General features: G+C 64.5%; 6 protein-coding genes. 3 read left to right on the top strand and 3 right to left on the bottom strand.

All coding sequences use genetic code 11. The features are described from left to right. The first annotated feature begins 108 nt into the window (after window positions 1-108). On the top strand, window positions 109-3,009 hold the full coding sequence (locus tag P0Y43_RS01320) for an aminotransferase (protein ID WP_275635491.1): 2,901 nt from the start codon (window positions 109-111) through the stop codon (window positions 3,007-3,009). Window positions 3,010-3,251: 242 nt separating this feature from the next. Further along, a complete protein-coding gene (gene aguA, locus P0Y43_RS01315; RefSeq protein WP_275635490.1) occupies window positions 3,252-4,358 on the top strand; it encodes an agmatine deiminase in 1,107 nt (368 codons plus the stop codon). Window positions 4,359-4,862: 504 nt separating this feature from the next. On the opposite strand, the gene P0Y43_RS01305 is transcribed toward aguA, so the two are convergent. Continuing rightward, a complete protein-coding gene (locus P0Y43_RS01305; protein WP_275635488.1) occupies window positions 4,863-6,965 on the bottom strand; it encodes a TonB-dependent receptor in 2,103 nt (700 codons plus the stop codon). Window positions 6,966-7,447: 482 nt separating this feature from the next. Between P0Y43_RS01305 and P0Y43_RS01300 the strand changes: the two genes are divergently transcribed. Continuing rightward, window positions 7,448-8,770, top strand: a complete 1,323-nt coding sequence (locus tag P0Y43_RS01300; RefSeq protein ID WP_275635487.1) for an OprD family porin — start codon at window positions 7,448-7,450, stop codon at window positions 8,768-8,770. Window positions 8,771-8,871: 101 nt separating this feature from the next. On the opposite strand, the gene P0Y43_RS01295 is transcribed toward P0Y43_RS01300, so the two are convergent. Continuing rightward, window positions 8,872-9,537: a hypothetical protein gene (locus tag P0Y43_RS01295; protein WP_275635486.1), complete on the bottom strand. Its 666-nt coding sequence runs from the start codon at window positions 9,535-9,537 to the stop codon at window positions 8,872-8,874. Window positions 9,538-9,539: 2 nt separating this feature from the next. Further along, window positions 9,540-13,913 carry an RHS repeat-associated core domain-containing protein gene (locus P0Y43_RS01290; RefSeq protein WP_275635485.1) on the bottom strand — a complete coding sequence of 1,458 codons (4,374 nt, stop codon included), beginning with the start codon at window positions 13,911-13,913 and terminating at the stop codon, window positions 9,540-9,542. Window positions 13,914-13,921: the final 8 nt, after the last annotated feature.

Here is a 13,921-nt window from a genome sequence, read left to right as displayed (position 1 = left end):
AGGCTACGAGCACCCTCGTTCCTGCTTCGGCGAGTTGGTCGCGCCCCTCTTGCTTCCGAGCAGAGGTAATGGCGAGATATAGGCAAAAAGAGGCCGAGGTTTCGCACCATGCCGTTGCACACCCTGATCCACCGTTCCAGCCTTCCCCGTCCCGAGGTTTCCGAGCAGCAGGCCAGCCAGGCCGCCCAGGCCTACTACGGCCTGCACGGCGCCCTGGTGCCCCTCGGCAGCCAACAGGACGTGAACTTCCGGCTGGACAGCGACCAGGGCCGCTTCGTGCTCAAGCTGTGCCATGGCAGTTATGCCCAGGTCGAGCTGGAGGCCCAGCACGCGGCCTTGGCCTACCTGCGTGCCCAGGGGCTGCCGGTGCCGGCCGTGCGCCCGGCGCTCGATGGCGAGCACCTGCTGGCGCTGGACATCGCCGGCCAGCCGTTGCGCGCACGCCTGCTCGAATACATCGATGGCCAGCCACTGACCCGCCTGAAGCACTTGCCGGCGTGCGTGATGGCCGAGCTCGGCGCGCTCTGCGCGCGGCTCGACAAGGCCCTGGCCGGCTTCGACCACCCGGGCCTGGAGCGCACCTTGCAATGGGACCCGCGCCACGCCGAGGCGCTGATCGAGCACCTGCTGCCGGTGCTCAAAGACCCGGCGCGGCGCGCGCGCCTGCAAAAGACTGCGCGCCAAGCCCGCGAACGCCTGCAACCGCTGGTCGAGAAACTGCCGAGCCAGGCGGTGCACCTGGACATCACCGACGACAACGTGGTCTGGGCCCGCGATGCCCAGCGCGAATGGCAACTGCAAGGGGTCATCGATTTCGGCGACCTCTCGCGCACCTGGCGCATCGCCGACCTGTCGGTCACCTGCGCGGCCTTGCTGCACCACGCCGAGGGCGACCCGCTGCGCATCCTCCCGGCGGTCAGTGCCTACCAGGCCGTCAACCCGCTGACCGAAGCCGAGCTGCGCGCCCTGTGGCCGCTGGTGCTGAACCGCGCCGCCGTGCTGGTGCTGAGCAGTGAGCAGCAATTGAGTGTCGACCCGCACAACCAGTACACCCGCGACAACATCGCCCATGAATGGGAAATCTTCGACACCGCCACCGCGGTGCCCGCCGCGTTGATGGAGGCGGCGATCCTGCAGGCGGCGCGCCTTGTGCCGCAGGCGCCCGACCTGAGCGGCTGCGCGCCGCTGCTGCCGGGCCTGGACGGCGCCTCGGTACGCCGTGTCGACCTCGGCGTGCTCAGCCCGCATTGCGAGGCCGGCAACTGGGAGCAGCCCGGCTTCGACCAGCAACTGCTGGCCGCGCAGCCGGCGCCGGCCAGCAGCCTCTATGGGCAGTACCGCCTGTCGCAGACGCACATCGATCGCCCTGAAGAACCGGCGACCTGCGCCTTGGGCGTGGAATTGAGCCTGCTGCCCGGCACGGCGTTGCAGGCCCCGCAAGCCGGTGTCTGGGAGCGCACCGGCGACGCGCGCGGCTGCCTGCGCACCGCGCACTGGAGCCTGTGGCTCGATGGCCTGGAGGTCGCGCCGCAGGATGGCCAACTGGTCGCCAAGGGCCAGACGCTGGGCGCCGCCTGCGGTTTGCTGCGCGTGCAGCTGTGCCTGGAGGCGGCCAGCCAGCCGCCGTTCTTCGCCACGCCGTCCCACGCCAAGGCCTGGCTGGCGCTGTGCCCGTCGCCCGCGGCGCTGCTGGGCTTCGACTGCGACGCCGCACCGCTGGTGGACGCCGAGGCGTTGTTGGCGCGCCGCGACGCCAGCTTCGCCCGTTCGCAGAAGCACTACTATGCGCAGCCGCCGCACATCGAGCGCGGCTGGCGCAACTACCTGATCGACATGCAGGGCCGCGCGTACCTGGACATGCTCAACAACGTCGCGGTGCTCGGCCACGGCCACCCGCGCATGGCCGCCGAGTCGGCGCGCCAGTGGTCGCTGGTGAACACCAACTCGCGCTTCCACTACGCGGCCATCGCCGAGTTCTCCGAGCGCCTGCTGGAAGTCGCGCCCGAGGGCTTCGACCGGGTGTTCCTGGTCAACAGCGGCACCGAGGCCAACGACCTGGCGATCCGCCTGGCCTGGGCCTACAGCGGTGGGCGCGACCTGCTCAGCGTGCTGGAGGCCTACCACGGCTGGTCGGTGGCCACCGACGCCATCTCCACCTCGATCGCCGACAACCCCCAGGCCCTGGAAACCCGCCCGGACTGGGTGCATCCGGTGGAGGCGCCGAACACCTTCCGCGGCCGCTACCGTGGGGCCGACAGCGCCGCCGACTACCTGCGCGATGTCGAGGCCAAGCTCGCTGATCTCGACACCCGTGGCCGCCAGCTGGCCGGCATGATCTGCGAGCCGGTGTACGGCAACGCCGGGGGCATCTCGTTGCCGCCGGGCTACCTGCGCGAGGCCTACGCCAAGGTGCGTGCCCGTGGCGGGGTGTGCATCGCCGACGAGGTGCAGGTCGGCTATGGCCGCCTGGGCGAGTATTTCTGGGGCTTCGAAGAGCAGGGCGTGGTGCCGGACATCATCACCATGGCCAAGGGCATGGGCAACGGCCAGCCGTTGGGTGCGGTCATCACCCGCCGCGAAATCGCCGAGGCGCTGGAGGCCGAGGGCTACTTCTTTTCCTCGGCCGGCGGCAGCCCGGTGAGCTGCCGCATCGGCATGGCGGTGCTGGACGTGATGCGCGACGAGGGGCTGTGGGACAACGCCCGTGACGTGGGGCGCTATTTCAAGGCGCGCTTGCAGGCGTTGGTCGATAAACATCCGCTTGCGGGTGCGGCGCATGGATCAGGCTTCTACCTGGGGCTGGAACTGGTGCGCGATCGACAAACCCTGGAGCCGGCCAGCGAGGAGACCATGGCCCTGTGCAACCGTTTGAGGGAGCTGGGGATCTTCATGCAGCCGACCGGTGACTACCTGAACATCCTGAAGATCAAGCCGCCGATGTGCACCACGCGAGCGAGTGTGGATTATTTCGTCGACAGTGTGGATCGGGTGCTGGCGGAAGGGCTTTGATTCGATTCGTATCGAGTTAAATGTGATCGTTATGCTTTATTGGTCTCTGTTGTTGCTTTTAAAGTCGATATATATCGGTTAGATTTATTACATTCGGCGGCCCTATCGCGGGGCAAGCCCGCTCCTACAGGGGACAGCATTGTCGTTGTAGGAGCGGGCTTGCCCCGCGATAGGGCCCGCACAGACACCCACATCCCCAACCCCCTGGCACACACCCCCGCCGGGCCACCCAGAGGTTACCCATGAAAACCCTCAACTCGACTCCCCGCGCCGACGGCTTCCACATGCCCGCCGAGTGGGCGCCGCAGACCCAGGTGTGGATGGTCTGGCCGGAGCGCCCGGACAACTGGCGCCTGGGCGGCAAGCCGGCCCAGGCCGCGCACGTGACCCTGGCCAAGGCCATCGCCCGGTTCGAGCCGGTCACCGTGGCCGTGTCCGCCGGCCAGTACGAGAATGCCCGCCGCCAGTTGGACCTGCCGAACATCCGCGTGGTCGAGATCAGCAGCGACGACGCCTGGGTGCGCGACACCGGCCCGACCTTCGTGATCAACGACCACGGCGAAGTGCGCGGCGTGGACTGGGGCTTCAATGCCTGGGGCGGCTTCGACGGCGGCCTGTACGCGCCGTGGAACCGTGACGAGGAAGTGGCGACCAAGATCCTCGAGATGGAGCGCAGCCAGCGCTACCGCACCGAAGGTTTCGTGCTCGAAGGCGGTTCGATCCACGTCGACGGCGAAGGCACCCTGATCACCACCGAGGAATGCCTGCTCAATCGCAACCGCAACCCGCACCTGAACCGCGAGCAGATCGAGGCGATCCTGCGTGACCACCTGGCCGTCGACACCATCGTCTGGCTGCCCGATGGCCTGTACAACGACGAAACCGATGGCCACGTCGACAACTTCTGCTGTTACGTCAGCCCGGGCGAAGTGTTACTGGCCTGGACCGATGATTCCAACGACCCCAATTACGCGCGTTGCCACGCCGCCTACGAGGTGCTGAAAAACAGCCGTGACGCCAAGGGACGCGAGTTCGTGGTGCACAAGATGCCCATTCCTGGGCCGTTGTACGCCACCGAGGAAGAATGTGCCGGCGTCGACCAAGTGGTCGGCAGCCAGGAGCGCGACCCGTCGGTGCGCCTGGCCGGCTCCTATGTGAACTTCCTGATCGTCAACGGCGGGATCATCGCGCCGAGCTTCGATGACCCGGCGGATGCCCAGGCTAGAGCGATTCTGGCCAAGGTCTTCCCGGACCACGAAGTGGTGATGATCCCCGGTCGCGAGCTGCTGTTGGGCGGCGGCAACATCCACTGCCTGACCCAGCAGCAACCGGCACCGGCCAAGCGCTGATTTTCCTGTGTTCGCATAAGCCCCTCATTTGAGGGGCTTTTTTATGCCGGATGACGACCGGTGGGCTTTGCTGGCATAGCTCTTGTATTAATTTTCCATTGCGTTTCAAGCGGATACGAAAAAGCCGTTCTGTAACAAAACCCAAGTAATTTAGCCGCTCACGGCCCGGGGAGTACGTGTAAATGAATGCAATTAGTGAGTCGGCATTGCCCCCATCGGGAATGAATCACGAATCGCTCAAGGTATTGGCGCAGTGGTTGAAGCACCATGGAAGCGAGCGGGTCAGGATGACCGACACACGTCGATTGCTGGACGGGCGATACCCGCAGGGGTTGATCAGTGACGCGGAGCTGGAGGCCTTGATGGCTGTCTGGCACTGATTGTCAGCGTGCAGTACGCCACCGCGAATGCGGTGGCGTTTTTGTTTGTGGGGTGTCTGTGCCGGCCTCATCGCGGGGCCGCGCCGTCCCTGGAGCGGGCTTGCCCCGCGATGAGGCCCGCGAATCAGAAACTGTAGGTCCCGGTGACCACCAGGCTGCGCGGGTCGCCGAACTGGATCTGCGCCGCGCTGGTCGCCGAGGTGTAGTAGGTCTTGTCGGCGATGTTGTTCAGCGCCGCGCGCACGTCCCAGTCACGGGTGCGCAAACCCGCCAGCGCATCCCAGCGCCCGTACCCTGGCAGCACCGTGGTGTTCTGCGTGTCGGCATAGCGGTCGCCGACCAGCGTCAGCCCGGTCTCGGCGTACCAGCCCAGTTCCGGCTTCCAGGTCACGAACAGGCTGGCGTTGCGCCGGGCGACGTTGTTCACCCGGTTGCCTTCCTGACCGTTGTTGTCCTCGACGATGGTCGCGTCCTGAATACCGATGCCCCCGCGCACGTACCAGTTGCCCACCACATTGCCGGTGGCGGTCAGCTCGACGCCACGCGAGCGCTGCAGGCCGGTCAGCAGGGTGATGGTCGGGTTGTTCGGGTCGCTGGTGCGGCGGTTGTACAGCTCCAGCTCGTACACCGCCAGGGTGGTGCTCAGGCGCTCGTCGAACCAGTCGCTCTTGACCCCGATCTCCTTCTGCCGAGTCTGCTCCGGGGCGGTTTCGTTGGCATTGCCCGTGGCGCCCGGGGTGATGCCGATCAGGCCACCGCCCACCGGCGAGAAGGTGCGGCTCCACGAGGCGTAGAACGAATGCTCGCGCCAGGGCGAGTAGACCACGCCCAGGCGTGGGCTGGTGCTGTTGTCGTCCTGTTTCTCGCGCAGGCCGCGCAGCTTGTTGGTGGTCTCGACCTCGAACTGGTCGAAGCGCACGCCGGCCAGCAGCTGCCACTGCTCGTTCAGGCGGATCTGGTCCTGCAGGTAGATGCCGCGGCTGTCGACCACGGTGTGGTTGTTGCTCGACACCACCATGCGCCCGTTGTGCTGCTGGCTGCGGTCGGGGTTGTCGAGGTCCAGGCTCGGCACCGGCTGGAAGCCCGCGCCGCTGGTGGCGGCGGTGTAGAGGATCGGGTCGCGGCGCTGGTTGCCGAACTCCAGGCCCACCAGCAGCTTGTGCTCCAGGCCCCAGGTGCTGACGTCGCCCTCGGCCTCGAGGTTGTTGAACAGGTTGCGGGTGTTCAAGTCCTGCTGCCAGCGCTGGCGGGTGACGCGGTTGGTGCTCGGGGTGTAGCCGGTCAGGTAGGTGTTGTCGAAGTCGCTGTTGAGCTTGAACAGGCCCAGGGTGTGGCGCAGTTGCCAGTTGTCGCTGAGCTGGTAGTTCAGGCGCGAGCGCAGCGACTGCGCCTTGTCGTCGATGAAGTCGCGCTGGGTGTCGCCGTAGGTGGTGTCGCGGCCCACGTCGGCCGGGCGGCCGCCCACGCCAGGAATGCCACGGTCGGGGGTGCGGTTGTAACGGCTGTATTCGTACTGCACCAGCCAGTTCAGGTCTGGGGTCAGCTGCCAGCTCATGGACGGTGCGAACAGTTGGCGGTTGCCGTCGACGCCGTCGCGGAAGCTGTTGTTGTCCTGATTGCCCAGGTTCAGCCGCAGGCTGACGTCGTCGCTGGGGTCGGCGCTGAGGTCGGCGTACAGGCTGCGCAGGTCTTCGCTGCCGCCCTGGGCTTCGATCGTCGAGCGGCGACCGTGCTCCGGCGCCTTGCTCACACGGTTGACGATGCCGCCCTGGCTGCCACGGCCATACAGCACCGCCGCCGGGCCCTTGAGCACCTCGATGCGCTCGATGTTGTGGATATCGCGCACGTACTGGCTGTCGTCGCGAACGCCGTCCAGGTAGAAGTCGTTGCTCGCGTCGAAGCCACGGATGCGCACGCTGTCGAAGCGCGTGTCGGCGCCGCTGCTGACGTTGGGGATGCCTTCCAGCGCCTTGCCCAGGGTGTTGCTGCCGTAGTCCAGCACGTTGCTGGTCTTCACCGCGTCGATCGCTTGTGGCACGTAGCGAGCTGGGGTCGAGGTGCGGGTGGCGGTGCTGACATCCTTGACCCGCGGGTTGTCGCGTTCACGCTCGGCGTCGGCGGTCACCGAGGTTTCCGGCAGGGTGGTGGTGGCGGCGCTGGCCAGGCCTGCGCTGAACAACAGCGACAGGCCCAGGGTCAGGGGAGACAGGCGGCAGGGAGCATGCATGACAGGCATCCGAAAGTAGGGTGGGCAGAAAAGGATGCGAATGGTAATGCTTGCTATTTGCTCTTGCTTGCCTGTTTGTCAGGGAGTTCCTTTACGTTTGTTTCAGCTTGTAACTGATTCTTGTTTGCTTGTGTGCGCTCGAATTTGGCAAGAATCCGCAGCGTGCGGGATCGGTACGAAAGTCCCGAAAAGAGAAGGATTATCTAGTCAATTGGCCAAGGGCATGGAATTGCACTAGGCCAAAGCGTTAATTTGGTTATATCAACCTTCATTTCACGATTTTTTGACATTCGAAAGCGCACGCGGCTAGGATTCGGCCCAACGCCTGCTGGCCACGATCTGGCCATGCTGCTGCACAGGCCCGCTGTTACCCACAGCGGGTCTTTCAGTTTGGATCCGCATAGCGTCGAACCTACGAAGGGGCGTTGGTTTCCTGGCGTTTTAAATCGCAGAGCGTTCTGATTGGAAATAAGGAAAGCAAAATGCTGAACACCCGGATCAGCCTGGTCGCCCTGGCACTGATTGCCGCGACCCAGGCCCAGGCCAATGAGCAGGCCGAAAGCAAAGGCTTCATCGAGGACAGCCACGCCAGCGTCCTCCTGCGCAACGCCTACATCAACCGCGACCAGAAGCACGGCACCAAAGACCGCGCCCAATGGGGCCAAGGTTTCATCGGCACCTTCTCCTCCGGCTTCACCCAGGGCACCGTTGGTGTCGGCGTCGACGCCTTCGGCCTGTACGCCATTCGCCTGGACGGCGGCAAGGGCCGCAACAGTGGCGCGGGCATCGACTTCTTCAAGCGTGAGAACACCACCGACGCCCAAGGCCGCAGCGCCGCGGCGAACGACCTGGCGCGTGCCGGTGGCGCGATCAAGTTCCGCGTCTCCAACACCGTGCTCAAGTACGGTGACATGATGCCGGCCCTGCCCGTGCTGCAGTACGACGACTCGCGCCTGCTGCCGGAAAGCTTCACCGGCGCGCTGATCACCTCCAAGGAGATCAAGGGCCTGGAGCTGAACGCCGGCCGCTTCACCCAGGAAGCGCGCAAGAGCGCCGAAGGCCGCGACAGCGGCGTGCTGAAGTCGATCAACGTCTTCGGCGGCAGCTACAAGGTCACCGACAACTTCACCGCGTCGCTGTACACCGCCGACAACGAAGACGTGATGAAGAAGCACTACCTGGGCCTGAACTACGTCTTCCCGATCGCCGCCGACCAGTCCCTGACCCTGGACTTCAACGGCTACAAGTCGGACCTGGACAAGAAGTTCGTCGAGCGTGCCAGCCTCAACGGTGACCGCAATACCATCTGGAGCCTGGCGGCCACCTACGCCTTCGGCCCGCACTCGATCACCCTGGCCCACCAGCGCAACACCGGCAGCGCTGGCTACAACTACGGCAGCTACCAGAACCAATCGTGGGGCGTGGGTGACGGTGGTTCGACCATCTACCTGGCCAACTCTTACTGGTCGGACTTCAACGCCGAGGACGAGCGTTCCTGGCAGTTGGGCTACGGCCTGGACTTCGGTGCCTTCGGCATTCCGGGCCTGACCTACAAGATCGCCTACGTGGTGGGTGACAACATCAACACCCGCAACCCGGATAACCCGCAAGGCTTCGGCGAAGGCAAGGAGCGCGAGATCTTCAACCAGCTGCGCTACGTGGTGCAGGACGGCCCGGCCAAGGACCTGTCGGTCAAGCTGCGCGGTTCGTGGGTACGCACCAACAACGCCGTGCAACAGAACAGCTACAACGACGACGGCAACGAAGTGCGCGTGTTCGTCGAGTATCCGATCAGCATCTTCTGATATCGATTGGGTGTGACCAGCAGCCCCGGCCTATGCCGGGGCTGTTGCGTTTTGGGGTGTCTGTGCTGCCCGCGCTGCGCCGAATGGGGGGCGTCGGCATTTCAGGTGAACTGAATGAAGAAGAAGCCAGCTTCGTCACCTTGCTTTCCTCGACGTGCTTGCCGATCAACGTAAAGGTAACCGATGCCTTCAGCCAGTATTCCCTCATGCTCAGGGCTGGATTGCGCCAGGTCGGCATCCAGTAACTGCATCAGGAACAAGTAGCGCTTAGGCTCGTAGATCGGATCCTGGAGCCAGGATGGGCGTCCAACGGGCTTGCTGAGTTCAATACCGCTGTCTTCGTCTTCCAGCTCTTCAGTGATTTCGTCTTCGGTCAATGGCTCGAAGTTGATAAAGCTGGGTTTCAGCAGCAACACCGGTTCGTTCGGCACGAGCGCTTCATCGGTCAGCGTGTGCAGGATGACCCGGGTATAGCCGTTGCCCAGTTTTTCCTTCAGGTCGGATTGTTGATGCACCGTATATTGCCGTTGGGTCGTGCGACTGAACTCGCCATTTCCCTTGCGGGTGGTGATAAACACAGTCAGGCCCATTCCGGGAGGCACGAAGGTGACCGGGAGAAACCGTTCAGTCAATGTGGCCAGCGGTGTCATCAGTTCGCCAGTGTCCGGCGCGCGTGGCCAGAGCGATGAGTCATCCAGGTACGGAGCTCCGCCCACCTGGCCAAACCCTTGGTTCTGGGTAGCAAGAATGATCTTCTGTGATTTCATGTTCAATAACATCCTTTGCCTTTGGCGAACGACTTGGCGTAGCGTCGAGCGGTCCTGAGTTGTTGTTGGCTGATCTTGCCCTTTACGACCAGGGAGTTGTAAATAGCTTCGGACATCAGACGGATCTCCAGCTTGCCGCGTTTGAGCATCTGGTTCGGCTTTAGCCCCATCTGCTTGCGTAAACGATTTTCCTCTCGGTGAACCTCGTCATGGTTTTCCGGGCTCAACGCAATGGATGGGTTGCCTTTCATGCGACGTTTTTTCTTAGCGAGTCCCTTGTCCTGAAGGAACTTGTTACGCATGAGCTCATGGGCTTCCAATCCATCGCCTCGGTGGGCCTTGGCTCCATATCCCGCAACCTCACCCTCGTTGAGCAACCCCCAAGGATCGATCCACGTAAATGGGTTCGGCGCATATTGATACTGGTTGACCCCACCCGCCAACCCGATTGGATCCGGCTGCGTGAAACGCCCGATATCCGGATCATAGAAACGGAACAGGTTGTAGTGCAGCCCGGTTTCGCGGTCTAGATACTGCCCTTGGAAGCGCAGGTTCTGCTCTTCCACGAATCCTGGCACGCGCCACTCTTCCCACGTGTTGCCCCACGTCAAGTAGCGCGCGGACCAGAGCGTCTCTCCCTGCGCATCGGTCAGCGACTCGGGCAAGCCGTTCATGTCGTTGTGATAGTGATGTAGCTGCGCATGGCCTCCGTGGCCATCCAACCGCGCCAGCGGCTCGTGGCCGTCGTCCGCATACAGATAGAGGGTCTGTAAGCCATGACGTTGCTCGCCCAGCAGGCGCAGGCCTTCCCAGGTAAAGCGCGTGCACGACAGTACTTGGCCATCCAGCGTGGACTCGATCTTCTCGATTCGCCGCCCCATCGGGTCGTAGCGCATGTCGATGATCCGCTCCCGCCCTGGCTGTAGGTTGCGCACCTGGGCCAGGCGGTGCTCGGCGTCGTAGCGAAACTGCTGAAGGCCGCGTCGGCGGCTGCGTTTTTCCACGAGGCGGCCGAAACCGTCGTAGCGATAGCGCTTGTCCTGGTAGGTCAGCACCCGGTTGTGACGTACCAGCCCGGTGCCTGAGTGGGGTGTGTCGAGCAGGTTCGCGGCGCGGTCGTAGCGGAACGCTTCGTGGTAGCCGGCTGGATGGTCTTCGCTGGCGACGACCCTTCCACCGCCATCGTGGTGCAGCACCTGCCGGTGATCCACACCTGGGCGCTGAGTGTGGCGCACGGCGAGGTTGTCCAGTAGGTCATAGTCGAAGCGCTGCTGAGCCGGTGCCGGCAGGATGTCCAGATTGGACGCCGACCGGCGCAGTCGTGCGCGCAGGCGTCCTGTTCGGTCGTACTCACTGCGGGTGCGCAATGCCCCTTGCTGACGCAGTGTTTCTCGGTGCAGTCGGTCCCGCTCGAAGTCGCAGACGATCTTGCCGTCGAGGTTGACCTGGTGCAGGTGGCCGCTACCGTAGTACAGGCGGTTGACCCAGCGGCCATCGGTCAGGCGCGTGCGGGTCAGATTTCCAAGCGGATCATACTGGTGTCGCAACGTGCCGGCGGGCCCCTGCTCCTCGCATAGCTGGCCCAGAGCGTCATGGACAAAGGCCAGGCGATGGCGCTCACCGTGCAGGTCGGTGAAGAGCATCTCGGTGGGCAGGTCCTGGTCATCGTAGCTGTAGTCGGTCTGACCGTCGTCGGTCTGCTTGAGTCGCAGCCGGCCGACCGCATCGTAGGCCATGCAGTGGACGATCGACTGTTCATGACTGCCCGGGGTAGGCACGAATTCGACCCGGGCGAGGTTGTCCAGTGGGTCGTAGGCATAGCAGCGGGCACTGCCATCCAAGTTGCGCTCCCGCACCAGGCGGTCGCTGTCATCCCAGTCGAAACCGTAGGCTTCACCGTTCTCGTTGCGCAGTTCAAGTTCCCGGCCGTAGTCGTCATGACGGTATTCCAAGCGCCGACCATGCGGGTCGGTGCGTGCCGTCAACTGGCCTCGGCGGTTGTAGCTGTATTGAGTGGTGTTGCCCGCAGGGTCGATATGACGCGTGGGCATGCCGTTGGCACCGCGCTCGACCTGCTCGGTGCGCCCGTCCGGCAGCACCGTCAGTAGCAGGCGGCCGTGCACGTCGTGCCGATATTCGGTCTGTTCACCCAGGGCATCGGTGATGGCTTGCAGGTGCCCCCGGCGGTCGTAGGTGAAACGTGTCCGGTAGCCGGAGCAGTCTGTTTGCTCCACAAGCAGGCCCTGGTCGTTCCAGCGCAAGTACCGGCTCCGTCCGGTGGCATCGATGATTTCCGCCGGGCAGCCATGCGCGTCATAGCGGTAGCGGGTCTGTTGCCCGAGTGGGTCGGTTTCGCGGATGCAGTTACCGCGAGCGTCATAGGTGAAGCTCCAGCGGTTTCCCGCCAGATCGCTCTGGCTCCTGGGGAGTGACCAGTGCTCAAGCCACTGGGTGGACTCGCTGCGGCCTAGCGGGTCGATCGTTTGCGTGATGTTGCCGGAGTCATCGTAAAAGTACTGCCAGCGGCCACCCTGGGGGTCGATAGCCGCCAGTAGCTGGCGTTCGTCGTTCCATTCGAAATGCCACACATGGCCCAGTGCGTCGGTGTAGCGCGTAATCTGGAACTGCCGATTCCACTGTCGGGTGCTAACCCGACGCAGGCCGTCGGTGACCTGGGTGAGACCTGCGGCGACATCGTAGTCGAACTGATAGGTATCCCCAGCATCGGTCCAGTGGCGCGTCACCCGCGAGCCATCCTCGAAGCGATCCCATGCGTAGAAACAGCGCAGGCCACTCGGCGTTTGGTGCTCCACCATGCGTCGGGCATCATCGTAGACGAAGCGTCGCAGCACGTTGCTGTCAGCGTCGCGCACCAGCGCCAGATCGCCGTGGCTGTCATAGTCGTAGCTGACCAGCACCTCGGTCTCGCCAGTGGGGTAGCAGCGCTCCAGATGATCGATACGTTGGGGCCAGCGCTGGCTGTAGTGCACCCGCACCTGGAGCCGCTCACTGGTGCCTCGCAGGTGGCTCAGCCGGCCTTGCTCGTCGTAATCGAGGTAGATCCGGTTGTCGTTGCGGTCGCCGACTTGACTCAGGCGCAGCTGGCTCGGTCGCCCTGGGGTGGGCTGGAACAGCCGGTACTGGCCTTCGCGGCTTTCCGTGAGCAGCTCGCCATTTTCCGCGCGTCGCACGCTCAATCCTTCGCCGACACTGAAAACGGCATCGCCGGGCGGGATGGCGCCTATCTCCACCACGCGTCCCTGCTCATCCGTGAGCGACAGCGATTCGCAACCCTCGGCGTCCGTGCCGATGCGCACGCAGGCTTCGTAGGGTACGCTCCAGCCCGCGCCGAACAGGCCGTCCTGGCGTTCGTCACGGCTGTTATAGATACGCTGCCATTCAAGTGGGACGTGTGCGGGCAGGGTGAAGTCCAGCTCGTCATCGCCACACAGGATCTTTGCGCCGGTGGGGGCGTGGACCGGGTTTGGCGAACCCGCCATGGCGCGGGTCAGCGCCCCGATGGCCTGGCCGGTGGCAAAGTTCGCCACCCCCCCCACCAACATGCACCCAAACTTGCTATAAAACTTCCCCCCCCGTCCCCGCAACATCATCAACGCGGTGATCGCCAAGCCGATCCCCGGCGTCTTGCCGCTGCGAATCTCCTGCACCACGATCGGTTCGCCACCGATGCGCACGTTGTTCGACACCAGCCCGCCATCGACGATCACCGCCTCGCAGGTGCTGCGGTCGCCACTGCGGCACGCTGGCTGGCCGTTGATCAGCACCTTGCTGGAGCCCTCGGCGAGGAACTGCGGCGGCATTGGCGGGTGCTTGCTGCAGATGACCTTGTCGTCGGTCGCCGGCAGGGTGTTGGGCGCAGGCGAGGCGACCGTGGGGCGCCACATCTGCGAGAAGAAACCCTTGGCCATGTCGAGGAAGGTCTCTTCCTGTTCCTCGCCCGCCTCACCCTCGGCGCCACCCTCCAGCGGCGCCATCGGGCCCAGCACCACCCCGGCGGCGCGGGCCGCGCGCATGCCGTTGGTGCGGGTGTCGGGCGAGCCGCTGGCGATGGTGGCCTGCACCGTGGGCGGGAAGAGGAAGTTGCCGATGCCCTCGCATAATCGACTGAGCCCGGTGTCCGCGCCGGTCTTGGCCATCACCACGCCGACCACCAGGCCGACCACCGCGCCGAGCACGAAGCAACCCAGCCCGCCGGTGGCCACGGTGAGGCCCAGCGCGGCGGCCACCGCGGCAGTGGCCAGCGCGCCGATGGCGACGTTGGCGGCGACTTCCAGCACGCCGCCGATGATGTCGGCCATCACCGAGGTGTGCAGCAGCGCGTCGCCTTCGCGGGCGGCCCAGAGCGCGTCGGACATGGCGCTGG

Origin of the sequence: Pseudomonas entomophila (assembly GCF_029193575.1) — a bacterium.
In the GTDB taxonomy this organism is placed as follows: Bacteria; Pseudomonadota; Gammaproteobacteria; order Pseudomonadales; family Pseudomonadaceae; genus Aquipseudomonas; species Aquipseudomonas entomophila_G.
Note: the sequence above shows the minus strand (reverse complement) of the source record. Positions and strands in the feature narration are given on the sequence as shown.